We start from the raw sequence: 22,995 nt of genomic DNA, 5'->3' as shown, positions 1-22,995 counted from the left end.
CCGGGAACACGTCCGTGCAACACCACGGGCCCGGATCAGCCGTCTCGGCTGGTCCGGGCCCGTGCTGGTCCGTGAACCGGGGGGAGGGTCACATCGTGCGGACCGGGCCCCGGTCGCGTGGCGGCGGGGGGGGGAGATGCCACCACGCGACGCGGGCCCACCGGGATCCCGCGCCGCTCACCGCCGCGGACTCCCGTGTCCACTCGTATGACCTGTCTCCGGCGCCCCAAACAGTCTGGAGCGGATTAATTTTTGTCCGGGCCGCTCCTCGCGCCGGCGGGGGCCCGGATCAGGCTTCTTCGCCGAGGACGGCACGGATCAGTTCCCGCTGGTCACCGGTCAGGCCCGACTCGGCGAGGTCGAGCACCTGGTCGTCGACGGTGATCCGGTACTGGAAGCCGTCCGCCACCGATGGCAGGACGCGGCGTGCGAGGCCTTCCCATTCCGCGGCGTCCCGCCGGGCGGAGGTGTCGACCTTCCGCACCTTGTCCACACCGGTGAAGCCCCCCGAGCGACTGACGGTGATCAGCATGGCCGTTCTCCTTCGGAAGTCGGATCTCGTCTCGGTGGGACCGCGCGCCGACGCCCTTCGGTCACGGCAGCGCCCCGCGAGGCCCCGAACGCGCCTGCCCCTGATCCGGCGGTCCTCTCCCGGCGGACACCGGAAGCGATGCCAACGGCTCGATTTCATCCGTGCCTGGCCGACATGCGTAGGCTGCCCCGGCTCAGCCGACGGGTCCGCGCGTCCGCGACTCGGCCGCGTCCGCGGGGCCGGCCGGAGGCGCTTCGGGCCCGGGGGCGGTGAGCTCAGGTTCCAGGCCCTCGGTCATCGCCGTGCGGCGTCGTCCGGTGTCGGCCCGCCAGGCCTCGAAGGCCAGCGTCGTCGCGGCGACCACCGCGAGCCCCAGGAGCCAGCCGCCCACGACGTCGCTGACCCAGTGGACCCCCAGCGCGACGCGCGTGTAGCCGACGCCCGCCACCGTGACCAGCGCGAGCACCCAGGGCAGCGGGCGCCACGCCCTCGGGACCACGGGCAGCAGGACCAGCAGCAGGACGGCGCACGAGGTGGTGGCCGTCATCGCGTGGCCGGAGGGGAAGGAGAAGCCCGGCGCGTGGGCGACGGGGTCCGGAAGGTGGGGCCGGGCCCGCTCGACCGCGCTCTTGGCCAGGAACCCGATCAGGCCGCCCGCGACCGCCGTGGCGCAGGCCCAGGCCGCCAGCCGCCAGGCACGACGGCTCACCAGCCAGGCCACGACCAGGGCCACCAGGAGCCGCATGGTCACCGGATCCCAGACGAGGTCCGAGAGGACCTCGAGGAAGCGCACCCAGCCCGGGTGGGCGAGCGCGGTGCTGTGGAGGCGTTCGGCCGAGTCCTGGTCCAGCCGGTGCAGCGGAGGCCACTGGGACTCCACCAGCACCAGGGCGAGCGCGAAGGGCACGGAGGCCCCGGCCGTCGCGGCCGCGGCGAGCACCAGCCTCACGCCGAAGGTCGCGTCGGGTCCGGCGTGCCGCACCAGCAGGCTCCGGAGCGGACGTCGTGGCCCTCCCGGCCCGCGCTGCCGTCGCGGAGCGTGCGGACCTCGCGGATCCCCTTGGCCTCCCGGACCTGCCTGTTCTGCCGGATCTCCCGGACCTGTCAGATCTGCCAGTTCTGCCGGGTCTGCCGGGTCTGCCGGGTCTGCCGGGTCTGCCGGGTCTGCCGGACGTGCTCGAAAACGTTCCGTGCGCCGTGCCATGGTGGCGGCTCCCTCTCTGTGCGGTGGGCAACGGGGCCGGGGCGGTCATACCCCGGGGTCGTTCATGACCGGCTCCGTCACCCCCGCCCGTACGGCCTCCAGTTGCGCGGCGAAGGACAGCCCGAGGAAGAGTGCCATCGAGGTGAGGTAGGACCAGAGCAGCAACGACACGATCGCGCTGAGGGGCCCGTAGACGCTGGTGAACGAACTGCTCTCGCCGATGTACAGGCTCAGCCCCCAGGTCGCCAGGTTCCACAGCAGCAGGTAGACGACCGCGCCGAAGGCCAGCCAGGTGTAGCCGGGCTGGCGCCGGCGCGGGGACCGGCGGAAGATCGCGCTGGCGGCGAGGACGGCGAGCAGGATGCCGACGGGCCAGCGCAGGAGTTCCCAGGCCCGCACGGTGGCGGGTGAGAGCCCGTACACCTCGGCCAGCGCCCGGGTCAGGTGGGTGCCGAGCACGGTGAGGGTGAAGCTGAGCCCCAGCGGCACCCCCGCGAGGGCCGACATCACCAGACCCCGGGTGTACTTGGCGAGGAAGGGCCGGTCCCGCTCGTTGCCGTAGATCCGGTTGGCGCCCCGCTCGACCTGACAGAGGGCCGTGGTGACGTTGACGACGGAAAAGAGCAGGCCCAGCCAGAGCGCGGCCTGGCCGCCTTCGCCGGCGTGGCGTCTGCTCTCGGTGAGCGCGTCGTCCACGACGGCCTGGCCGGGGCCGCTGGTGAGCCCGCGGATGGTGAGCTCGGCCACGCGGCCCACGTCCTCGGTGTGCAGGACCCCGGACAGGCCGACGGCGGCGATGGCCAGCGGGACGATGGACAGGACCGTCTGCAGGGCGAGCGCGCGGGCGTGGCTGAAGCCGTCGGCGTAGCGGAAGCGCACGAAGGAGTCGCGCGCGAGGCTCCAGCCGCCGTAGCGGCGCAGTGCGGTCCATGCCTCGTCGGCGGACAGTTCCTCGCCGCGGACGTCGTGGCGTTGCGGTACTCGTCGCGCGGTGCCCATCGTCTTCCTGCCTTCTCGTGGAGCCTACGCATCGTGCGGCGCGCCCGGAGTCCTCGGAACGCGCGAAACCCGTCGTCACCCGACGGCCCGGAAGCCCTGCGGGGCGGGAGCCCTGCCGGGCGGGGGGGCCGTGGGGGCCGAGGCCGTTGGGGGGGGCCGAGGCCGTGCCGGGACGGGGCCGTAGCGGGCCGCCCGGGGGCGGTCCTCAGGACCGCGGGCCGGTTGCCGCCGGGAGGTGCGCGGCGCGACCGGCGGCCGCGCCGGCCACCCGCGGGGCGGCCGGCGCCCCGGGCGCTCGGGGCAGGTACACCCGCAGCGCGCCCGGTTCGATCTCCGCGGTGAGGTGCAGTCCGTCGCTCACGGCGTCACCGTCGAGCTCGCGCGGCTGCGGTGCGGCACAGCGGACGTCGATCCGCGTGGCGCTGAAGTACTCCAGCGTGCCCCCGGCTTCGCTGTGCCCGGCCGAGGTCCCGGCCCCGGTTGCCGCCCCGGCCGAGGCCCCCGGTCCGGCCGGTGACGGCGCGCGGCGGTGCAGGAGGCGGGACGCCAGGTGCCCGGCCGCGGTGAGCCATCCCGCGGCGCCCCGCGGGTCGAACAGCACCACGTCCAGGTGTCCGCTGTCCGGCCGCGCCGTCGGCAGGAGGGGCAGACCGCCCTGGAGGGTGCCGACGTTGCCGATGACGACCATGCGGGCCCGGCGCCGCCGACGACGGCCCCCGTCGACGCGGATCGTCAGCTGCACGTGGGGATCGTTCAGGTGCCGCAGGGCCGACAGGACGTACGCGGCCCACCCCATCCGTGACTTGAGCCGCGGGGAGGTGTCCCGGACCATCGCGGCGTCGAAGCCGGCGCCCGCCATGACGGTGAACCGCGTCGGCGCGAGGCCGTCGCCCCGGACCCGGCCGACGTCGATCCCGTAGCTGTCGCCGGACAGGGACTCGTCCAGGGCGGTGACCGGGTCCATCGGGAGGCCCAGGTTCCGGGCGAGGAGGTTGCCGGTGCCGCAGGGCACCACGGCCAGCGGGGTCCGTGTGCCGGCGAGGACGTCCGCGCAGGCGCGCAGGGTTCCGTCGCCTCCGCAGACCACCACGAGGGCGGGGCGGACGGTGGCGAGCTCCTCGGCCAGGGCGCCGCCGGGGCGCTCGGCGGAGGTCAGGATCCACCGCGGGTCCCGGTGGCCGTGGCGCAGGAGCACGGCGCCCAGCCGGGCGGCGAGTTCGTCGGAGCATCCGTGGGGGTGGCGCACGACCACGACCGGACGGCCGGTGCGGGAGGCGGGCGCCGCCGGGCCGGGGCGTTCCGCGGGGGCGGGTTGCGGAGCGGACCGCCTCCCGTACAGCAGCGCGAGCCCCGTGATCAGCAGGGTCACCGCGCCGTTGAGCAGGCCGCCGGCCACGTCGCTGGGGTAGTGCATGCCCCGGTACATCCGCGACAGCGCGACGGCCGGCGCGATCAGCAGCAGGGAGCCGGTCACGGCGTAGCGCCAAGGACCGCGCATGCGCAGCGCGGCGATGACGGCCAGTCCCCCGTAGAGCGCGAGGGAGGCCCCGACGTGCCCGGAGGGGAAGCTCGACGTCGGCGGCGCTGCGTCCAGGTGGGGAACCGCGGGACGCGGACGGTCCACGAAGGACGTCACGCACAGGAACACCGCCGACTGCGCGGCGACCGAGACGCCGAGGAACAGCGCCTCGGTCCGGTGCGGGACGCGGGGAAGTACGAGCAGGGCGAGGACGCACACCAGGGTCACGCCGATGACCGCCTGCGTACCGGCGAGCACGGAGAACAACTCGGAGACCGCGTCGCCGACTTCACCCCGGCGCTCCAGCAGGTTCCGGTTGGCCGAGTCTTCCGCCGACAGCGGCCGGTGCCGGGCGGCCGGCCCGGTGACCAGCCGTCCCAGGCCGACCATCAGGGCCGCCTGGACGGGCAGGAGCAGGAGCGGCCAGGCACCGCGCACCGTAGAACCGCGACGTCGCTTCATGAGGGCCTTCTAGCCCGTCACGGCCGGATGATGCGCGGCGGCCGGTACCGGCCGCGCCGCCGGTGCGACACGAACGGATGGGACACCGACAAGAATCCGCGCCCACTTCTGGCGAAGATCACCATCAGTGGTCCGGGCCGTGCGCACCGAGGATGTGAACAAGGCCCGTACGGGGTGAGATCCGGGGCACGGACACCATCGAAGGACCCACGAGTGAGCCTCCGCGAGATCAAGCCCGGCAACCGCGGCTACCTCTACGTCAACAGTCATCCGACGGGCTGCGCAGCGGTGGTCGACCGCATGTGGCGGCAGGCGCCGGACCCTTCCGGTGACCGGCCCGGCCCGGTCGCCCTCGTCATCGGCTCGAGCGCCGGCTACGGACTGGCCGCGACCCTGGTCGGCCTGCGCGCCCACCGGATGCGCGGACTCGGCATCGCCTTCGAGGCCGCCGGGACCGAGCGCCGCACCGCCGGCGCGGGCTGGTACCGCACCGCGCGGACCGCCGAACTCGCCGCCGAGGCCGGCGCCGACTTCACCTTCCTCAACGGCGACGCCTTCTCCGACGGCGTCAAGAAGGAGGCCCTGGGCCACCTGGCCGCCCGCTTCGGCAAGGTCGACCTGCTCATCTACAGCGTCGCGGCCCCGCGTCGCACGGACCCGTCGACGGGCGAGGTCCACCACTCCGTCATCAAGCCGCTCGGCACCGACTACCGGGCCAAGACCCTGGTGTTCGAGGACGGCGTCCCGCAGATCGGCGCCTTGCACCTGCGGGCGGCGGACGAGGCCGAGCGCGACGCGACCGTGCGGGTCATGGGCGGAGCCGACTGGCAGAGGTGGATCGACGCCCTGCGGTCCGAGGACCTGCTCGCCGACGGTTTCCGGACCGTCGCCCTCTCGTACGTCGGATCCGACATCACCGCCCCCGTCTACCGGGCCGGGACCATCGGCGCCGCGAAGCAGCACCTGGAGGACACCGCCCGCACCCTCGACTCACGGCTGCGGGGCACGGGTCACGCCTACACCGTCGTCGCGGGCGCGGCCGTCACCCAGGCCTCCACCGCCATTCCGAGCATCGCGCTCTACACCAGCATCCTTCACCGGGTCACCGGTGAAGGATGGCGGGGCACCGTCGACCAGGCAGCGGACCTGTGGTCCCGGCTCGTCGGTGACGCCGCCCTCGGCCTGGACGACCGGGGCCGCGTCCGGCTGGACGACTGGGAGATGGATCCCGGGGTCCAGACGGCCGTCCGCGCCGCGTGGGACCGGGTCGACGCCGACACCCTTGCCGCCAGCGCGGACACCGGCTGGTTCCGCGACCAGGTCGGCCGGCTGTACGGCTGGGACGTGCCCGGCGTCGACTACGCGGGCGCAGCCGAGACCACGGTCCCGTGGCCCGCTTCCCCGTGACCCGCTCCCCCGTGTCCCGCTCCCCCGTCGTCGCCACCGCGCCGCGGGTGACCGTTCGACGATGCCCTCAGATCAGAGGCGTGAGGCCGGAGGGCGGACGACCGCCGCTTTCCGCTGCCGTCCCCGAAGCGCTCAGGGGCCGGCCTGCCGGCCCGTCGGAGGGAGGGCGTGCAGGAGGTCCCACAGGGGGCGGGATCCGGCGGCCCACTCGGCGAGGAGGCGGCGGTCGACCAGGTGGAGGCGCTGGGACTGCGCGAACCGGGCCCCGTTGTCGGTGATGCGGCCGTTGGTGAGCATGACCAGGACATCGCCGTGGTGGACCTGCCTGCCGGTGCCGTTGAGAACGTGGAGGTCGGGCGTGCCGACGGGCTTGCCCGACCAGCCGGCCTTCCGGTGCTTGCACTGGATGACCCACCGGCGCCCGTAGGGGTCGGTGGCTTTGACGTCGGCCCCGTTGTCGCCGCGCCCGCCGACCTGCCGTGCGTCGGCGCAGCCGTCGCGGCGCATCAGGTCCCGCACCGCGAACTCGAAGTCCCGGTGGTGCAGGCCGTCGAGGTGTCCGAGCGCGTACCGCAGACCGTGCGCCCGGACCTGGTCGCGCCGGGCGGCCTCCGTGCGCCGCCACCTCCAGGCCGCGGCGGCCGCGGCCGCCACCGCGAGGGCGGCGGCCACGGTCCAGGGGTGTGCGGCCAGCCACCGCAGCGCGGCGGCCGCCAGGCTCAGTACGACCACGGCCGCGAGAGCGACGAGGACCACCTGCTCCAGGCCCGGGTTCCTCCGGCGCCGCGGCCGCCGGCCGGGACGCCGGCCTGGACGCCGGACAGGACGCCGGACAGGACGACGACGCCCGCTCAACGACGCCTCCCCGGACGGGAAGCAGCGTTCCGGTACGAGGCCGCGGTCGGCGCGGTCACTGGGCTGCCTGGGAGACGGTGCTGACGAGCTGCCCCAGGAAGGCGGCGATGTCCTGGCCGACCTCGGTCGGAGCGAGGATGATGCCCAGCGCCAGGACGATGAGCACGGTCATCCTCTCGTCGGACCGGCTGCGGGCCTGTGTACGGCGGCGCAGCCGCAGGACGACGATGACCACCAGCAATACCGCGACGTTGATCGTCAGCACAGCGTCCAGCCCCCCACCAGAACGTCCACCGGGGCAGCGGACGACCGCCCCTTGTTCTTGTGTAGCCCCAGGCTGACCCCGCAGTGGCCGGATCCGTGGGAAATGGCGGCATTCCCACCTCCTGTCCGGATTCCGCAGGAGATGAAGACGTACGTGCCGCTCGCGGGACCGGGACCGGGCACGCGCCGGGCGCCGGGCACGCAGGTCACTGCCTCACCGCAGCCGGCCGGGCCGGCCCCCGGGGGACGGTGCGCGCGGTCCGGCGCCGTGGTCAGTGGACGGCCGCCCCGGGGGCGAACGGTCCGTCCAGGGCCGCCCATTGCAGGAGCAGGATGGTCTTGCCGTCCGTGATGCGTCCGTCGCGGATCATGGCGAGGGCTTCGACGAAGGGGATTTCGAGCACCTCGATGTCCTCGCCGTCTTCCTCGAGTCCGCCGCCGGCCCCGGTCCGGTCGGCCGGGGTGTAGGGGGCGGCGAAGAAGTGCAGTCGCTCGGTGACCGAGCCGGGGCTCATATAGGCGTCGAGGACGTGGGTGAGCGGGCCGAGGTCGACACCGAGTTCCTCGGAGCTCTCGCGCCGCACGGCGGACTGCGGATCGTCCGCGTCGAGCAGCCCCGCGGCAGCCTCGATGAGCATGCCGTCGGGGTGGTCGTTGACGTAGGCCGGGTAGCGGAACTGGCGGGTGAGCAGGACGCAGCGACGGCCGGTGTCATAGGGCAGGACGACCGCGCCGTTGCCCCGGTCGTAGGTCTCGTGCCGCTGGGTGATCCAGCGCCCGTCGCGGCGCCGGTAGTCGAAGGTGGTGCGGCGCAGCACGTGCCAGCCCTGGGAGGTGAGCTCGACGTCGCGCACCACCACGCCGGGGTTGCGCTCCAGGTCGCGGCCGGCGCGGTCGAGGCCGGTGCGGCCGCGGTGGTCGGGGGTCTCGATGCCGGGTCGGGAGAACGTGGGATGGTCGGTCATGAGGCGCTACGATACATGCAGAAACATGCAAGAACAGGAGAGAATGCGGATGCTGGCTGCTGAACGGCGCGAACACCTGTTGGGGCTGCTCGCCCGCGAGGGCAAGGTCGTCGCCAAGGACGTCGCCGCCGAGCTGGGGATCTCCGAGGACAGCGTGCGGCGTGACCTGCGCGATCTCGCGGCCGAGGGATTGTGTCAGCGGGTCTACGGCGGGGCTCTCCCCGTCTCGCCGGCCGCGGCGGACTACTCCGCCCGCCAGGCCGTGGCCACCGATGGCAAGCGGAAGGTCGCCGCGGTGGCCGCCGGGCTGGTGCGACCGGGCGCCACGCTGATCCTGGACGGGGGTACCACCGCCCTCGCCGTCGCCCGCGCGCTCCCGCAGGACCTGGCCTGCACCGTGATCACGCACAGCCCGACCGTGGCCGCGGCCCTGCTCGACCATCCGCGGGCGGAGCTCTTCCTGCTCGGCGGCCGCGTGTTCAAGCACTCGGCGGTCGCCTGCGGTGCCGTCGCGGTCGAGGCCGCCCAGAACGTCTCCGCCGACCTCTGCCTGCTCGGTGTCGCCGGTGTCCATCCCGAGGCGGGACTGACCACCGGCGACGCGGAGGAGGCGGCGATGAAGCGCGCGCTGGCCGCACGCGCGGCGGAGACCTACGTCCTCGCCTCCTCCGAGAAGATCGGCACGGCCGCACGGTTCCGCGTCCTGCCGTGGGAGGGGGTCAGCGGACTGATCACCGACGCCGACCCCCGCGGCGCCGTGCTCGGGCACCTCACGGCGCTCGGCGTGCGGATCCTCCCGGCCGACTGACGCCTTCGGGCCGCACGCCGGCGCCGGCTACGCCAGCCTGCACGTGCCCTCGAAGCCCGCGAGCTTGCCGGAGAGGCGGACGACGCGGCCCAGACCGCGGGGGACGATACGCGTGCGCAGGGTCACCACGGCGTCGACGGCGGATCCGGCCGGGGCCCGCACCAGGAGCCTCAACTCCTCGTTGACGTGCAGGAACTCCCGGTCCGACGCGTGGAAATCCCAGTAGGCGGTGGTGAATCCGATGCCCGAGGACGTGATGCGGGGGCAGTAGACGGTGCGCCGTCGCATCATCTGGGGAGTGAGGTCCGCGCCCAGGGCGGCGCCGGCCGCACTGAAGGTGAGGCTCGCTCCCACGCTGGTCTCGATCTCGATGGGCTCTTCGCCCTCCACCAGCGTCGGCGACATGTCGGCGACCGAAGCCCCCGGCGACGGCGAGAGGTCGAGCACCAGACGCGACCAGCGCACGGTGCACTCCGGATGCGCCTGGACCACGCAGATCAGCGGAATGTCGAACCCCTGGATGCCGGGCTCCCCGGTGTCCACGGTGGTGACTTCACCCCGGGCCAGCCCGATCCGGGTCTCGCGGCGCAGCAGGCGGACGGTCGCCTCGTCGACCTTCTCGTAGGCCCGGTCGGCCGCCTCCTCCTCCACGACCGGCGCGATCAGGCCGAGCAGGTCGAAGCCCGGCGGCAGGTGTTCCGACAGTTCAGCCGTTCCGGCGGTGTCCGGCATGGGTGGCTCCCTTTCCCGAGGTGTGGGGGGCACGCCATTCGCCGAGCAGGCAGAAGGCGGCCCATCGGTCCAGCCGCTCGCCGCCGGGACGGTCGCGCGCGGCCAGCATCGCGGTGCGCAGGGCCCGGTCCGGCGGCTCGCCGGCCAGGGTGAGGTCGTGGAAGTCCCCCATGATCACCGCGGTCGTGGCGTCGGGCACCCGCCACAGGCTCATGATCAGCGACCGGACACCGGCGAGGAGGAGGGCCCGGCTGAGGCCGAGCGCCTCGTCGGTGCGGCCGGTGCGGCCCAGGCCCGTCTCGCAGGCGGACAGTACGGCCAGCCGGACCCCGTGCCAGTCCTGCCGGAGTATGTCGTGGCCGGTGAGCACGCCGTCGGCGAGGACCAGGCCGGAGGAGAGCGGGTCGTCGGGGTCGAAGAAGGCATGGCAGGCGGCGTGCAGGACGTCCGCTCCGGACATGTCGCGCAGCACCCGCCCCCGGGTGGCCGCCGCGCCGATCAGCGGCGCGGTGCCGAGCCGGGCTCCGAGGAGCCGCGCCTCGGTGCGGGCATGGGGCAGGTCCCCGCCGGGGTCGCCCAGGACCACGGCCCCGCGGCCGTCGCCCGCCGTCCGGTGGCCGAGCGTGCGCAGCAGCGACACGCTGGGCAGGTAGCCGACCGGGTTGCGGTCCAGGAGGGTGGCTCCGCCGTCGGGTGACAGGGCGTGGAACGGGACGTTGTGCAACGCGCCGGTGGGGCAGATCAGCACGGTGTCCCCGGGGGCGGTCAGCCCCGTCAGCGGTGCGACGAGCGGGCTCAGCATCTGCTGGAAGAGGCCCGGCATGTCGATGGCCATCTCGGCGACCTGCCCGGCGCTGCCGAGGTTGTCCGCGATGAAGCGGAGCATCCGGTCGCCGTCCGCGTCGATGTCGGTGACGGCGAGGCCCGTGCGCGGGTCAAGGGTGAAGAGCACGGTGCGGCCCTCGCCGAGCTGGGCGTACGAGGCCACCACGACCCGTTCGCCGGCGAGTTCCGCGAGGGCGGCGGCCGGCGTGGTCACCTCGGAGCGGCGGATGGCGACGTACTCCTCGGCCGCCGGGCACCGGTCGGCGATGGCGGTCCACACCGCTGACAGTTTCCGTCCGATGTCGTGGTGCAGGGCCCAGTCGGTGCGCGGCGCCCGCTCCACGGCGGTCCGCTCGCGCAGCAGGTCCGCCTCGCGGGCGAGCAGTTCGGCCGGCGCGTCGGCGGGCGCGCGCAGTGCTGAGGTGCTCAGGGCGTCGAGCAGGGACCGTGCGCGCAGCCGTTCGGAGACCGTGAAGGCCGCCTCGGTGCTTCCGTAGCCGTCGATGCGGTAGCGGGTGAGCAGTTCGTACGCCTCCGCGCGCTCGTCCTGGATGCTGCGCCGCAGTGCCGGGTCGGTCTGCAGGGTGCGCACCAGGTCGGCCAGGTCGACGCCGAGTTCGAGTACGGCGGTGGCGGTCTCGGGATCCCCCTCGCCCCAGGCGGCGCGGGCCATCGGCGCGATGACCGGCCAGGCCCGTTCGGGGTGTTCGATGCGGACCGGTCCGCCGGGCACCCGGCGCGGCCGCCACAGGAGGGGATCGCCGTCCCGGCCGGGCACCCCGGACAGGTGCAGGACGTGTTCGTACGCCTCCAGGGGATCTCCCAGGCCGGAGCGCCTGCCCAGGATGTCGGCGGTGACCATCCAGTCGCTCGCCAGCCGGTCGGCGTTGCCCGCGTTGTGACCGCGGGCCTCGGCCATGTGCCGCAGCGCGGTGCGGTGGAGCCCCAGGTCGCGCAGGGCCATCGCCCGGACGCGGTGGACGGTGGCGAGGATCTGCTTGACCGGGGACCATGCCGCTTCCCGCTCGGCGAGGGGCAGGGCCCGGTCGAAGAGCCGGAACGCATGGTCCGCCTCACCCTGCTCGAGGCTGGTGTGCGCCTCGTAGAGCATCCGGAGGATGCGCCCGTGGTCGGATCCCGGGACGTCCTCGCTCCATTGCCGGGCCCGCTCCCGGTACGCTTCGGCGTCCTGCTCCGCACCACACCGTTCAGCGGCCGTCGCCAGTTCCTCGTAGAGCGTGACGCGGGGGTTGCCGCCCAGGACGGGGCCGAGCAGCCCCTCCAGCGGCCGTCCCGCCCGCTCCCGTTCGACGCGGTCGGTCTCCAGCCACGCTTCGGCGCGCTGGAGTTCCTCGTACGCCTCGGTGTACCGCCCGAGGTCGGCCAGGGTGGAGGCAACGGCCTCCAGAGCGGAGGTGAGGAGGAGGGCCTTGCCCGCGCCCTCGCTCGGATCCCCGCCCCACTGACTGGTGAGGGATTCCGTCATCTGCGCCCGGCGCCGGGCCAGGAGCAGCGCGCGCAGGGGGTTCCCCGCCTTCGCGTTCCACTGCCAGGACAGTGACCACAACCCCGCGTAGACGTAGCCGAAGTGCTCGGGCAGCCACCTCTCCTGCCAGCGCGCGAACCCCTCGTCGTCCTCGACGCACTCCAGCAGTTCGGGGATCGACGGATTCTGCTCCCGCATGGCCGCTTCGAGCGCCTGGGGCACGTGCGCCTGGATCCCCGACGCCGACAACCGGTCGAACACCGGATCCTTTTGCCGCCCGTCCGGGGACGGGGCAGCGGGTACGGCGGGAACAGCGGGTACGGCTGGTACGGCGGGTACGGCTGGTACGGCCGGGGCAGAGGGTACGGCCGGGGCCGCGGCCGGGCGCGGAGGCGGGGCCGGGGTCGTCGGTGCGGTCTCCGGAGGGACGGCGGCGGCGGGACCGTCCGTACGGTCCCGGCCCCCGCGCAGGACACCGCGCGCCCGGTCCGCGGTTCTGCGCAGGAACGATCCGGAGGACGCGGGGGACGCGGGGGACGCCGCGGCCGGGTCCGCTTCCGGTGCCGGCGCGGCCGCGGGGGCGGGTGCGCGGAGCGGCGCGGGAGCCGCCGGCGGCTCGTCCGCGGGCGCGGGCGGGAGGGCTGCGAGGCCCTGCCGGGCGCCGCCGTACCCGGGATCCATCTCCAGGGCCCGTACGTAGCAGGCGCGGGCGCGTTCCACCGTCTGCGGGTCGTTGGCGAGCGTGTCGCCGAGGAAGCGCCAGGCCATCGGCGTCTCCTCGGTGGCCAGGGATTCCTCGAAGTAGGCGCGCGCGATCGCCTTCTCCTGCCGGGCGAAGTGCACGTCTCCCAGCCACAGCAGGGCCATGGCGCTGTCGGGATCGAGCTCCCGCGCCCGTCGGTAGCAGGCGGCGGCCTCCGACAGCTCGCGGCGCTGGAAGTGCTCGTCGCCACGCCGCAGGAGCTCGTCCACGTCGGCGCGGTCCGACAGGGGCGGCGGCGCGTCCAGCGGTATGCCGAGCAGCCGGGCGACCTCGGCGGCCATCTCGGGGTCCTGCTCGGCGAGCGCGGCGAAGTGCTCGGCGCCGTCCGGGCTGCCTTCGCAGACCGCCGCGAGGACGTGCGCCCGCATCAGGTGCGGCGGAAGCGAGGCGGCGGCGGGATCGACGGTGAGCGTGCCGTCCTCGAAGCGGGCCAGCAACGGGGCCGGGGGGAGGGCGAATCCGCCGCGCAGGCCGGTCGGCAGCATCTCGACGAAGCCGCTGTCGCTCCCGCGGACGCGGGCGAGATGGGCGTCCCAGAAGGCGGCCTCCGGGGAGCCGAGCTCGCTCAGGATGAAGGACAGGAGGGTCAGCGTTCCCTCGTCGCCGGGAACGGGCGGGTCGCCGAGCTGTGCGCGCAGGACCGCCGCGGCCTCCTCGTGCCGGCCGGTGCTCCGGTAGGACAGTGCGAGCCGCGTCGCCGTGCGCCCGTCCTCGGGCCGGTCCCGGTGCAGCGGTTCCAGGACCTCGACCGCGAGCGCCGGCCGGTCCAGGTCGTGGGCGACCTCTCCCAGTGCCTCCTGCAGCACCGCCAGGCGTGGGTACCCGGCGAGGACCTCGTCGACGAGGCGGGCCCGCGGCGCGGTCCATCCGTCCTCGCGGGCCACGGAACGCACCAGTCCGGAGAGCAGGGCCAGGTACAGCTCGTCCACGTCCTCGTCGCGGTGCTCGCGCAGCCACCGGTCCAGGAGCTGCCGCGCCGGGCCCGGCTCCGCCGTGTCCCACGAGCGGCGGGCGGCGTCCCGCGCCGAGGCCCGGACCCGTAAGGCGCGGCGCACCCCGTCGACGGCCGGGCCGTGTGCCAGGTCCCCCAGCGGAGCCAGCGCCCGGTCCACGGCGTCGGGGTCGGGGTCGGAGTCGGGGTGCACGGCGTCCGGGTCGCGGTCCACTCCGCGCGGGTCGAGGTCCGCCGCGTCCTGGCCGTCGCGCACGGCGTACGGGCCGTGGTCCGCCGTCGCGAGCATCCCCAGCCGCCCGAGCGCCACCGCCATCGGGTTTCCCACGGCGGCACCCCGGTGGTCTGCGGTGGCGAACTGCCGGTGCGCCTCGTCGTGTTCGCGCGCGAGGTCGGCCGCGATCCCGCGCAGTACGTGGGATTCGGCCTCGACGCGGTCACTCTCCTCCAGCGCCCGACGGCCCCCGCCCGACGCCCCGATGCCCAGGCCGACCGCCGCCAGGACCTCTGCCATCGCCCCGGCCGTCTCGCGGTCGCGCCAGCTGATGCCCGCCCCGGCCGCGACGGCGACGAGGTCGGCGGTGAGCCCGTCGTCCTCCGCTGTCCGGTCCCCGTCCACCGTGCGCAGCAGTTGCTCGGCGGGGAGCGCGCCGAGACCCAGGATCCGCTCCCTCGCGGCCACCGGGTCCCGCGGCCGCGGCCCCGAGTGCGTGGAGGCCCTCAGGGAACCCCAGAGCCTGAGCAGTGCCCAACCGAACATGAACGCCCCCCTGCGTCATGCGTGCCTGTCCCACCGATATCGAACGGTACGTCACTTCGCCCCCGTACCACGTCGGTTCTTCCTCATCTTGTTCCTGATCTCGCTCCTGCTCTCGCCCCTGCTCTTGTTCCTGCCGGGGGGCGGGGCGGCCCTCCTACCGTCGGCTCCGTCCCCCGGCAGGCGGGAGCATCGTCGCGGCGATGCCCGCGACCACCGCCGCGAGGCCCGCCTCGAAGCCTTCGTCCTGGTTGCGGAACATCTCCGGCCCCGCCTCGGTCGTGAGCGGGTACTCGGCGAGGCGCTCGGCTCGTGCGTCCAGGTCGTAGCCCTCGCCGTCCGAGCCGGGCAGCGGGCCCATGGACTGCTCCTCGATCACGTACCCGATGGTGTAGCTGTACGCCGTGAACCAGGCCCGGGCGGCCCCGGCCGCGGTGAAGCCCCCGGCGACCAGGGTCCGCAGATGGGCCTCCATGGGCGCTGCGTAGCTCGTGTCCGTGAAGTGCGTGCCGCTGTAGACCTTGGCGCCGTCGCGGTAGCGCAGCAGGTGCTCGCGCAGTCCTCGCATCGCGACCTCCAGCGCTTCGCGCCAGTCCCGCGGCGGGCGGAGGGCCGCCTCCAGGTCCGCCGTCATCCGGCGGAACATCTCGGTGGCCATCTCGTCGAGCAGGGCCCGTTTGTCCTTGAAGTGCCAATACAGGGCGGGCGCCTTGACGTCCAGCTCCTGGGCGATGGCCCGCAGGGTCAGCCCTTCCAGGCCCACGTCGCCGAGCAGGCGCAGGGCGGTGGCCGCCACCACCGCCCGGTCGAGCCGGGCCCGTTCGGGTTTCGCTTCTCGTTCTCTCGACACCTTGACAACTTAACAGCGTTAAGCCGATCCTCGTAGCCATGACCGCACTTAACAACGTTAAGGAAAGCGGGACGCCCGACGTGCTCGTCGTCGGCGCCGGCCCCACCGGACTGACCCTCGCCCTCGACCTCACCCGCCGCGGCGTCCACGCCCTGGTCGTCGAGGGGGCCGACACCCTCTTCCCCGGCTCCCGGGGCAAAGGGCTGCAGCCGCGCACCGTGGAGGTCCTCGACGACCTCGGCGTCGGCGGCGCGGTGCTGGCCGCCAGCGCCACCGCCCCCCTCGGGCGGATCTGGCAGAACGGCGAGCCCGTGGGCGAGCACGACATGCTCGGCGACCGCCACGTCGGCGGCCCCACGGACACCGAGCCCCACCCGCGCGCCCGGCTGCTCCCCCAGTGGCGCACGCAGGAGATCCTGTTCGAGCGCCTCACCGCCCTCGGCGGCCGCGTCGCCTTCGGCACCGCGCTGACCGGCGTCGGCCAGGACGCCGACGGCGTGACCGCGGACCTCGCCGACGGCAGCACCCTGCGCGCCGCCTACCTGGTCGCCGCCGACGGCGGCCGGTCCACCGTCCGCAAGGCCCTGGGCATCGGCATGACCGGCGAGACCGTGGACCCCGCTCCGATGGTCGTCGCCGACGTGCGCCTGCGCTCCGGCGCCCTGGACCGCGACCACTGGCACCTCTTCCCGGGCGCGGACGGCGGTTTCGCCGCACTGTGCCCGCTGCCGGGCACCGAGGACTACCAGTTCGTCGCACGGACCGAGGACCTCGACATCCCCGCGGCGATCGCCGCCCTCACCCACCTGGGCTCGGGGGACGTCACCGAGGTCCGCTGGGCCTCCGGCTTCCGGCCGCGTGCGGCCAGGGCCGACCGGTTCCGCGCCGGACGGGTCCTGCTCGCGGGCGACGCGGCCCACGTGCACTCCCCCGCCGGCGGCCAGGGCCTCAACACCAGCGTCCAGGACGCCTACAACCTCGGATGGAAGCTCGGCCAGGTGCTGCGCCACGGCGCGGACCCGGTACTTCTGGACACCTACGAGCAGGAGCGGCAGCCCGTCGCCGAGCAGATGCTGGGCCTGTCCACGCGGATCCACCGCGGCGAGGAACAGCGCGGCGGGGCCACCCGCCAACTCGGCCTGGGCTACCGGGGCGGCCCGCTCTCCGAGGGTGCGGCGGGCGCCCTCGAGGCCGGCGACCGCGCCCCCGACGGCCCGCTCCCCGACGGCGGCAGGCTCTTCGACCTGTTCCGCGGCCCGCACTTCACCCTGCTCGCCGTCGGAACGGACGCGGAACTGCCGGCGCTGGACCCGCAGTTCACGCACGTCCACCGGATCGGGGCGTACGCGCCGTACGGCAAGGGGATCTTCCTCATCCGGCCCGACGGGTACGTGGGCTGGGCGGGCGAGGACACGACCGGCCTGGCCCCCTACCTCGCCCGCTTCGGCGGCTCACCGGCCGGCACGTGAGACGAAGCGCCCGCGCACGACGCCCCCGGTCGCCGAGAAGGCGGCCGGGGGCGTCCGTATGCGCCGCACACGGCGCGCGCCTCAGGCCGCGGGCGCCGAACCGCTTCGCCTGCGGTACGCGCTCACCGCGACGGACGCGGCCAGCGGGGCCCGTGAGCCTGGCCCAGAGCATCGCGTTCACCCCGACCGCGACCACGGCGAACGGCGCCACGGCCGCCACGAGCCGCCCGGCGCGTCCCGCCGAACCAGCCCGAGCCGCATGCGCGGCGCGTGTCCGACGACGTCGACGGCCTCGCGCATCCGCGCGGTCCTGCCCGCGCCCGCGGTGGCCTCGCGGTAGGCATCGGCGACCTCCTCGCCGAACTCCCGGCGGTAGGCGGCCGGGTAGAGCTTCACCAGCGCGGTCACGCGGTCACCGCCCGGCTGAAGGGGGAGCCGGACCCGCCGAGTTCCAGGCGACGGGCCGCTTCCCGGGCCGTACGCGCGATCCTGGCTGACCGACCTGTGCAGCGGAGGAAGCCTCCTCGGGAACGGCCGATTACCCGGCCGGGGCCGACTCGTTGGGCAGCACAGGATCCCCGCCCGGCGGGGACCCCCAGCCACCGGAAGCACTCCGGACACCAGCCACCCGAGGACCCCCATGAAGCCGCGTCTCGCCGCCACCCTGTCGTTCCTGGCCCTCACCCTGACGTCCTGCGGCGGCGCGACGACCGGCACGTCCGGCGTCCCCGCACCGAACGGCTCCCCCGCGGGCTCCCCCAAGAGCTCCCCCACGACGGGCGCGCCGGCCACGAAACGGGAGGCCCCCGCCTACGACGGCTCGAAGCTGGAGCCCGGTGAGAAGAAGTTCATGGACACCGTCTGGGCCGTCTCGGACAACCGGGCCAAGCTCGGACGAGCGGACGCGCAGACCGTCAAGTCCGTCGTCGCCGCCTACTCCCTGGAGTGCCTCGGCGAGGAGAAGGACCGCGAGAAGTTCGTGGACGACCAGGACACGGATCCCAAGATGCCCGCCGCCGACCGCGCGAGGCTCCTCGCCTCATGGCGCTCCGACCTGTGCGGCGAGACCGGCAAGAAGGCGTTCGCCAAGGACGTCGCCCTCACCCGCCAAGGCCGTCAGGACCACGACGTGTGGGGCAAGAACGCCTACGTGGTCACGTACAGGATCACCAACAGCGGGCCCGGGGCCGCGGATTACTTCGCACGGATCGAATTCCACGACAAGGACGGCGACTTCCTGGGTTCGACCGGCATCCTCGCCGACCGCCTCGGCCCGGGAAAGTCCTCCGTCGGCGAATCCGCACCGGTCGCGGCCGAGATCACCAACGGCACCCTCGCCGACATCGCCGGCGCCAAGGTCTCCGAGGTCGAACGCACCCCCGGGGGCTGATCCCGCATCGCGCGTTCCGCCTCTTCGAGCACCCGCTCGACCTCGCTGTGACCTCCGTCGCGGCGGCCGCCCGGAAGCGGCACCGGCGAAAGCCGAGGGGGTGCGGTCGAGGGGAAGCGGCTGGTGGAGCGGGGCCGGCCGGCCGAGGAGCGGCCCGGGGTGTTCACGCCGAGCCGTGGACGTCCGGGCCCGTCAGACGAGGTGGATCGTGAAACGCCTCACGACCTTGGGGGTCGTGGCGATCGTGTCGGAGTGGACCCAGCCGCGAGCCTTCTTGTAGTCCCCGGTGCCGCCAGTGATCGCGTTGTCGAAGGGACCCTGGTCGATGTAGTTGAAGTACATTCCCTGCACCGTGAGCTGGCCGCCCGGGAGGACGTAGGTCACGACGCACTGCTCCGCTTCATCGGCGCCGCCCCGGGTGGTGGTGCACGTGCCGTGGGTCTCGCCGACCTTGTTGTGCGCCTGGTCGAAGAGGTCCGAGCGGACGACGACTTGATCGCCCTGCGAGACGCTGCCGGGGGTGACGGGGAAGCGGGTCAGCTGCTGCACCTCGCCCAGGAGTGTGATGGTCCGGACCTTGTCCCTGTCCTGGGGGGACCCGGTGTCCGTCGCGGCGGCCGCGACGGGGGTGCAGGCGAGGAGGGTGACCAGCGTGGCCGTGCCGAGGCAGGCCGCTCTGATGGGGCGCATCATGCGACTCCTGAGGTTGGTGTTCGAGAATGACCGGATGGCGAACTTTCATCCGATTCCATCCGATTCCGTTCGACACCCTTCATAACCTCGACTCCGCCGCGCCGCGGAGCACCCCGGCACGAACCACCGGCATATCCAGCCGGTCGGACCAAAGCCAGGCGGCGGAGCTCGGCACGCAGGCGAACGGCAGCTCCAGGTGATGCCGGGCCATGAGCTCCTCACCGACGACAATGCCGCCCGCGCTCCAGCCGCCCGCCCGTCGCGAACCGCAGGGGCCAGGTTCGATGCACAGCCACGCTCGCCCGGTGGAGCTTCCGGGCAGGACTCGCACAAATATTCGAACAACTGATTCAATAAGGGGATGGCGCACTTCCCCTTCCCTGACGACCTGGTCACCCTCAAGCGACAGCAGATCCGGATCTACGGCCGGCTCGCCCTCCAGCCCGCCCTGGGCACGGCGGAGCTGCGGCGCGAGCTCATCCGGCTCTCCTGTCTGATCAGCTCGCATCCCTACTGGGAGCAGGGCGGCTGGAGCACCGCGGGCCAGGTCGAGCTGCACCGGGCGGCCTCCACCGGGCCGGCCGGTCCTCGGGGACCGGCCCCCGAGGCGAGGCCGTCGTGAAGGAGCCGGACGGCCGCCTCGAAGCCCGCCTGGAGAGCTGGCGGGCCGTGCGGGCCTGGCTCGCCTGGCAGCAGCGACAGGCCGAGCGGACGATCCGCGCCCTGGAGGCGGAGCTGGCCGCCCGCGCACCGCGCCGGGCGGCCCCCGTGCCCGCGGCGCCGGACTGGAAGCTGGAGGCGGTCCGGACGGGGCACGGCCCGGAGGCACTGTCCGTACACATCGGCGACTGCTCCATGGCCGACGGCAAGGCGATCACCCGCGAGGAGGCCCGGCGCCTGCTCGCCGAGGGTGTCGGGCCGTGCCCGTTCTGCAGTCCCGAGAACGCACTCGGCATGACCGGCTGATCACCGGCCCGGACCGGGTGACGCGCCGGGCCGTGCGGCGTTGATCCCTCCATGGAAGAGATGCTGGAGGTACTCCTCGACGGAGTGACGGAGCCGCGGCTGAAGCTGATCAGCGGCGACGAGGGCCGGGCCCTGATGATTCTCCTGGGCGTGCTCGACGACCAGGCGTGGTCCGACGAGGTCCGGCGGTCCGCGGGGGAACTGCGTATGCGCCTCGCGGCCCGCCTCGCCGAACCCGCGGGCCTCCCGGGCGGCCGCGCCGACGTCTCCGCCCGCGCCGGTGCGGTTCTCGGCTAGGCCGTCTCTTTCGGACCGTGCCGGTCCCGGCACCCGAGCGGGGGGCCACGCCCCCGCCCGCACGCCGAGACGGGCCGGAAACGCCCGAGGTGGGGTTCCGGCCCGCCCTGTACGTCACAGGGGCCGTGTGGCTACTTCGGCATCAGGACGGTGTCGACGATGTAGACATTGGCGTTGGCGGTCTTCACGTCGCCGCAGACCACGTTGGAGCTTTCGTTGACCTCGTACGTCTCACCCGATCCCCTGGTGGCGATCTTGCTCTTCTCGAGCGTGTCGAAGGAGCCGTTCCCCAGCTGCTTCGGGGTGAGCCGCTCCCCCACGACGTGGTAGGTGAGGATCTTGGTGAGCATGGCCTTGTCGGCGAGGACCTTGTCCAGGTCGGCCTTCGGGATCTTGGCGAAGGCGTCGTTGGTCGGCGCGAACACCGTGATGTCCTTCGCGTTGTTCAGGGTGTCGACGAGGCCGGCCTTCTTGACGGCGGCCACCAGGGTGGACAGCGCCGGGTTGTTGGAGGCGGCCGTGGCGACCGGGTCCTTGGCCATGCCGTCGAAGCTGCCCGCACCGTCCTTCGGGACGCCCGAGCAGGCCGGGCCGAACGGCCCGTCCGGCGCCGTCGACGCGGCCGCGGCATCGGGCTGCGAGGGGGCGGAGGCGGCGGAGGCGGCGGCGCCCTGGTCGGCGGAGGAACCCGACGCGCCGTCGTTCCCCGAGTCCGAGCAGGCGGTGAGCGCGAACGGCAGCAGGGCGGCCGCCGCGACGGCGAGGGCGGTACGGCGCAGGCGAGGAGTACTGGTCATGAGGGATATCTCCTGATCGGTTTGCTGGACTTCGGGAAGGGATGCGTGAACTTCTGTCCCGGCCCGCCGTGTTGTCGGGACGGGCGGTCTGGTGGTCTGGTGGGGGGAGGCTGGTCGGGGGGCCGGTTGGGGGGCTGGTGGGGGGTCCGGTCCGGGGGCCGGTTGGGGGTATGGCGGTCTTGGGTTATCCCGCGGTCACGAACACGCTGTGCCAGCCGCTCGCTCCGTCGGGGACGGTCCGGGTGCGCTCTTCGGTCTGCGCCTGTCCGGTGCCGTCGGTGGCGCGCACCGTGAGGGTGTGGCCGCCGGGGTCGGCCTTCCACGGGTAGGACCACTGGCGCCACGTGTCCGGGCCGGCCTGGGCGGCGAGGTCGGCGTCCCGCCACGCGCCGTCGTCGACACGGACCTCGACCCGGCTGATGCCGCGGTGCTGGGCCCAGGCGACCCCGGCGACCATCACCGTTCCGGCCGCCGGGCGGGCGAAGGGTCTGGGGGTGTCGATACGGGCCTGCGTCTTGATGGGTCCCCTGCGGGCCCATCCGCGCTTGACCCAGTACGCGTCGTACGCGTCGAAGGTGGTGAGCTGGATGTCCTCGATCCACTTGCAGGCCGAGACGTACCCGTAGAGACCCGGTACGAGCATCCGCACCGGGAAGCCGTGGGCGAAGGGCAGCGGCTGACCGTTCATCCCGAGGGCCAGCATCGCGTCCCGGCCGTCCATCACGTCCTCGACCGGGGAGCCGAGGGTCATGCCGTCGACCGATCGGGCCACCAGCTGGTCGGCCGGTCCGCCCTGCGACGGCGGTGTCACACCGCACTCGCCCAGCAGATCGGCCAGGCGTACGCCCAGCCAGCGCGCGTGGCCGACGTAGGGGCCGCCGACCTCGTTGGAGACGCAGGTCAAGGTGACGTCCCGCTCGATGAGGGGGCGTGCGAGGAGCTCGTGGAAGGTGTACGTACGGGGCCGCGCCACACCCTTGCCGTGGATCCTCAGCCGCCAGGTGCCGGCATCGACCTTGGGCACCACCAGCGCCGTGTCCACGCGGTAGAAGTCGTCGTTCGCCGTGGTGAAGGCGCTGATGTCCGCCACCTTCAGCCGCACCGAGGAGGGCAGCGCGGGCGCCGGCGAGGCGGGGGCGGGCAGAGTGACCGCGGCCCGGGAGGCCACGGCGCCCTCGCCCCGCCGCCCCGCCAGCGCCCTGCCCACGGCCCCGGCCCCCGTGGCGGCCACGGCCGTGACGGACGCCGCCAGCAGGAAGCCCCTGCGCGAGAAGACCGAGCCGGGGCGGCCGGTACCGGGCCGCGAGCCAGGGCCGGAGGCGGGTTTCCCGGCGAGGAGGAAGAGGACGCCCGCGCCCGCGGCCGCCCCGGCCAGGGAGGGCAGGGCGTCCGCCAGGCCCTGGGCGTCGGGGCGGGTGAGCGCGGCGGCCGCACCGACGGCACCGAAGAGGAGAACGCCCGCGGCTCCCGAGCGGCGGTAACGCGACGAGGCGACGCCGAGGACCACGGCGAGGAGACCGAGGACGGACAGGATGCCGAGCTGCAGTACGAACTTGTCGTTCTCGCCGAACGTCCGGATCGCGTAGTCCTTCAGTGCGGACGGCGTCCGGTCGATCGCCGCGCCACCGACCACGGTCACCGGTCCGGCCTGGGGCCGCACCAGCGACGCGACGAACTCGGCCACCGCCAGGGCCGCGAAGGCGGACAGCAGGCCGGACACGGCGCCCAGTGCGCCGCGGGTCAGGGAGGTACGGAAGGTGCTCACACCGGCCATTCGGTGTGCTCCGTACGGCGGATTGGTGCTTCTTGCCGGGGACTTGCCGTCCGCCGGGCCGCCGGGCCCCGCGCGGACGGGAGGCGCCCGGTTCCCCCGATCGGATGACCGATGACCGCAAGATTGGCCGAGACCCGGAGCAATCCGCGGCCGTGGCCACTACGAAGGACGTTCAGGAACACCGGAACGATGTCCGCCACCGGCCCTACACGGAGTAGTGGCCGGTCTA

The 22,995-nt window shown here is 73.9% G+C and carries 21 protein-coding genes; 7 read left to right on the top strand and 14 right to left on the bottom strand.

Going from position 1 to position 22,995, the window contains the following annotated elements:
* Nucleotides 1-289: 289 nt before the first annotated feature.
* From ACWF9Z_RS01990 to ACWF9Z_RS01975, 4 genes are all read right to left on the bottom strand, one after another.
* Entirely contained in the window at nt 290-532 is a 243-nt protein-coding gene (locus ACWF9Z_RS01990) for a protealysin inhibitor emfourin (RefSeq protein WP_453596443.1), read from the bottom strand.
* Between the two features lie 193 nt (nt 533-725).
* Nucleotides 726-1,520, bottom strand: coding sequence for a phosphatase PAP2 family protein (locus ACWF9Z_RS01985; protein WP_453596537.1), 795 nt, complete (start codon nt 1,518-1,520; stop codon nt 726-728).
* Between the two features lie 261 nt (nt 1,521-1,781).
* Entirely contained in the window at nt 1,782-2,735 is a 954-nt protein-coding gene (locus tag ACWF9Z_RS01980; RefSeq protein ID WP_453596441.1) for a YihY/virulence factor BrkB family protein, read from the bottom strand.
* Nucleotides 2,736-2,940: 205 nt separating this feature from the next.
* Nucleotides 2,941-4,716 (bottom strand): diacylglycerol kinase family protein, encoded by a 1,776-nt coding sequence (locus ACWF9Z_RS01975; protein WP_453596439.1) that lies wholly within the window; start codon nt 4,714-4,716, stop codon nt 2,941-2,943.
* Nucleotides 4,717-4,929: 213 nt separating this feature from the next.
* Here ACWF9Z_RS01975 and ACWF9Z_RS01970 point away from each other — a divergent pair, with 213 nt between their 5' ends.
* Nucleotides 4,930-6,123, top strand: coding sequence for an enoyl-[acyl-carrier-protein] reductase FabV (locus ACWF9Z_RS01970; protein ID WP_453596437.1), 1,194 nt, complete (start codon nt 4,930-4,932; stop codon nt 6,121-6,123).
* 132 nt (nt 6,124-6,255) lie between these two features.
* On the opposite strand, the gene ACWF9Z_RS01965 is transcribed toward ACWF9Z_RS01970, so the two are convergent.
* The 3 genes from ACWF9Z_RS01965 to ACWF9Z_RS01955 all read right to left on the bottom strand — a co-directional run bounded on the left by ACWF9Z_RS01965 (nt 6,256) and on the right by ACWF9Z_RS01955 (nt 8,207).
* The gene (locus ACWF9Z_RS01965; protein ID WP_453596435.1) at nt 6,256-6,879 is read right to left on the bottom strand and encodes a restriction endonuclease; all 624 of its coding nucleotides are present in this window, start codon (nt 6,877-6,879) and stop codon (nt 6,256-6,258) included.
* Nucleotides 6,880-7,033: 154 nt separating this feature from the next.
* Entirely contained in the window at nt 7,034-7,243 is a 210-nt protein-coding gene (locus tag ACWF9Z_RS01960; protein WP_453596433.1) for a hypothetical protein, read from the bottom strand.
* Nucleotides 7,244-7,514: 271 nt separating this feature from the next.
* Nucleotides 7,515-8,207 carry an NUDIX domain-containing protein gene (locus tag ACWF9Z_RS01955; RefSeq protein WP_453596432.1) on the bottom strand — a complete coding sequence of 231 codons (693 nt, stop codon included), beginning with the start codon at nt 8,205-8,207 and terminating at the stop codon, nt 7,515-7,517.
* 49 nt (nt 8,208-8,256) lie between these two features.
* On the opposite strand from ACWF9Z_RS01955, the gene ACWF9Z_RS01950 reads away from it, so the two are divergent.
* Nucleotides 8,257-9,015, top strand: a complete 759-nt coding sequence (locus tag ACWF9Z_RS01950) for a DeoR/GlpR family DNA-binding transcription regulator (protein WP_453596431.1) — start codon at nt 8,257-8,259, stop codon at nt 9,013-9,015.
* A gap of 27 nt (nt 9,016-9,042) precedes the next feature.
* Here ACWF9Z_RS01950 and ACWF9Z_RS01945 read toward each other — a convergent pair whose 3' ends face one another.
* The 3 genes from ACWF9Z_RS01945 to ACWF9Z_RS01935 all read right to left on the bottom strand — a co-directional run bounded on the left by ACWF9Z_RS01945 (nt 9,043) and on the right by ACWF9Z_RS01935 (nt 15,380).
* Nucleotides 9,043-9,747 (bottom strand): hypothetical protein, encoded by a 705-nt coding sequence (locus tag ACWF9Z_RS01945; protein WP_453596429.1) that lies wholly within the window; start codon nt 9,745-9,747, stop codon nt 9,043-9,045.
* The gene (locus tag ACWF9Z_RS01940; RefSeq protein ID WP_453596427.1) at nt 9,722-14,533 is read right to left on the bottom strand and encodes a CHAT domain-containing protein; all 4,812 of its coding nucleotides are present in this window, start codon (nt 14,531-14,533) and stop codon (nt 9,722-9,724) included. Before ACWF9Z_RS01940 ends, ACWF9Z_RS01945 begins: the two co-directional genes overlap by 26 nt.
* 154 nt (nt 14,534-14,687) lie before the next feature.
* Nucleotides 14,688-15,380, bottom strand: a complete 693-nt coding sequence (locus ACWF9Z_RS01935) for a TetR/AcrR family transcriptional regulator C-terminal domain-containing protein (protein WP_453596425.1) — start codon at nt 15,378-15,380, stop codon at nt 14,688-14,690.
* A gap of 38 nt (nt 15,381-15,418) precedes the next feature.
* Between ACWF9Z_RS01935 and ACWF9Z_RS01930 the strand changes: the two genes are divergently transcribed.
* Nucleotides 15,419-16,849 (top strand): FAD-dependent monooxygenase, encoded by a 1,431-nt coding sequence (locus ACWF9Z_RS01930; protein WP_453596423.1) that lies wholly within the window; start codon nt 15,419-15,421, stop codon nt 16,847-16,849.
* 177 nt (nt 16,850-17,026) lie between these two features.
* On the opposite strand, the gene ACWF9Z_RS01925 is transcribed toward ACWF9Z_RS01930, so the two are convergent.
* Nucleotides 17,027-17,257, bottom strand: coding sequence for a hypothetical protein (locus tag ACWF9Z_RS01925; RefSeq protein WP_453596421.1), 231 nt, complete (start codon nt 17,255-17,257; stop codon nt 17,027-17,029).
* 232 nt (nt 17,258-17,489) lie between these two features.
* Between ACWF9Z_RS01925 and ACWF9Z_RS01920 the strand changes: the two genes are divergently transcribed.
* A complete protein-coding gene (locus ACWF9Z_RS01920; protein ID WP_453596419.1) occupies nt 17,490-18,239 on the top strand; it encodes a hypothetical protein in 750 nt (249 codons plus the stop codon).
* A 192-nt stretch (nt 18,240-18,431) separates the two neighbouring features.
* Here ACWF9Z_RS01920 and ACWF9Z_RS01915 read toward each other — a convergent pair whose 3' ends face one another.
* A complete protein-coding gene (locus ACWF9Z_RS01915) occupies nt 18,432-18,932 on the bottom strand; it encodes an allene oxide cyclase barrel-like domain-containing protein (protein ID WP_453596417.1) in 501 nt (166 codons plus the stop codon).
* A 361-nt stretch (nt 18,933-19,293) separates the two neighbouring features.
* On the opposite strand from ACWF9Z_RS01915, the gene ACWF9Z_RS01910 reads away from it, so the two are divergent.
* Genes ACWF9Z_RS01910 through ACWF9Z_RS01900 form a run of 3 tightly spaced genes read left to right on the top strand, consistent with a single transcriptional unit; the run spans nt 19,294 to nt 20,195 of the window.
* Nucleotides 19,294-19,554, top strand: a complete 261-nt coding sequence (locus tag ACWF9Z_RS01910; RefSeq protein ID WP_453596415.1) for a hypothetical protein — start codon at nt 19,294-19,296, stop codon at nt 19,552-19,554.
* Nucleotides 19,551-19,898, top strand: coding sequence for a DUF6233 domain-containing protein (locus ACWF9Z_RS01905; protein WP_453596413.1), 348 nt, complete (start codon nt 19,551-19,553; stop codon nt 19,896-19,898). Before ACWF9Z_RS01910 ends, ACWF9Z_RS01905 begins: the two co-directional genes overlap by 4 nt.
* Before the next feature lie 51 nt (nt 19,899-19,949).
* Nucleotides 19,950-20,195: a hypothetical protein gene (locus ACWF9Z_RS01900; RefSeq protein ID WP_453596411.1), complete on the top strand. Its 246-nt coding sequence runs from the start codon at nt 19,950-19,952 to the stop codon at nt 20,193-20,195.
* Nucleotides 20,196-20,326: 131 nt separating this feature from the next.
* Here ACWF9Z_RS01900 and ACWF9Z_RS01895 read toward each other — a convergent pair whose 3' ends face one another.
* A complete protein-coding gene (locus tag ACWF9Z_RS01895; RefSeq protein ID WP_453596409.1) occupies nt 20,327-20,992 on the bottom strand; it encodes a fasciclin domain-containing protein in 666 nt (221 codons plus the stop codon).
* A 184-nt stretch (nt 20,993-21,176) separates the two neighbouring features.
* Nucleotides 21,177-22,766, bottom strand: coding sequence for a molybdopterin-dependent oxidoreductase (locus ACWF9Z_RS01890; protein WP_453596407.1), 1,590 nt, complete (start codon nt 22,764-22,766; stop codon nt 21,177-21,179).
* Nucleotides 22,767-22,995: the final 229 nt, after the last annotated feature.

Source organism: Streptomyces sp. NPDC054961 (assembly GCF_053609145.1).
This window is presented reverse-complemented; position numbering and strand designations above follow the sequence as displayed.

Bases quoted from the DNA above. Each gene is read 5' to 3' on its own strand.
- ACWF9Z_RS01915 (WP_453596417.1), bottom strand. From the start codon at position 18,932: ATGATGCGCCCCATCAGAGCGGCCTGCCTCGGCACGGCCACGCTGGTC.
- ACWF9Z_RS01950 (WP_453596431.1), top strand. From the start codon at position 8,257: ATGCTGGCTGCTGAACGGCGCGAACACCTGTTGGGGCTGCTCGCCCGC.
- ACWF9Z_RS01900 (WP_453596411.1), top strand. From the start codon at position 19,950: ATGGAAGAGATGCTGGAGGTACTCCTCGACGGAGTGACGGAGCCGCGG.
- ACWF9Z_RS01980 (WP_453596441.1), bottom strand. From the start codon at position 2,735: ATGGGCACCGCGCGACGAGTACCGCAACGCCACGACGTCCGCGGCGAG.
- ACWF9Z_RS01910 (WP_453596415.1), top strand. From the start codon at position 19,294: ATGGCGCACTTCCCCTTCCCTGACGACCTGGTCACCCTCAAGCGACAG.
- ACWF9Z_RS01940 (WP_453596427.1), bottom strand. From the start codon at position 14,533: ATGTTCGGTTGGGCACTGCTCAGGCTCTGGGGTTCCCTGAGGGCCTCC.
- ACWF9Z_RS01945 (WP_453596429.1), bottom strand. From the start codon at position 9,747: ATGCCGGACACCGCCGGAACGGCTGAACTGTCGGAACACCTGCCGCCG.
- ACWF9Z_RS01975 (WP_453596439.1), bottom strand. From the start codon at position 4,716: ATGAAGCGACGTCGCGGTTCTACGGTGCGCGGTGCCTGGCCGCTCCTG.
- ACWF9Z_RS01895 (WP_453596409.1), bottom strand. From the start codon at position 20,992: ATGACCAGTACTCCTCGCCTGCGCCGTACCGCCCTCGCCGTCGCGGCG.
- ACWF9Z_RS01890 (WP_453596407.1), bottom strand. From the start codon at position 22,766: ATGGCCGGTGTGAGCACCTTCCGTACCTCCCTGACCCGCGGCGCACTG.
- ACWF9Z_RS01990 (WP_453596443.1), bottom strand. From the start codon at position 532: ATGCTGATCACCGTCAGTCGCTCGGGGGGCTTCACCGGTGTGGACAAG.
- ACWF9Z_RS01955 (WP_453596432.1), bottom strand. From the start codon at position 8,207: ATGACCGACCATCCCACGTTCTCCCGACCCGGCATCGAGACCCCCGAC.
- ACWF9Z_RS01920 (WP_453596419.1), top strand. From the start codon at position 17,490: ATGAAGCCGCGTCTCGCCGCCACCCTGTCGTTCCTGGCCCTCACCCTG.
- ACWF9Z_RS01930 (WP_453596423.1), top strand. From the start codon at position 15,419: ATGACCGCACTTAACAACGTTAAGGAAAGCGGGACGCCCGACGTGCTC.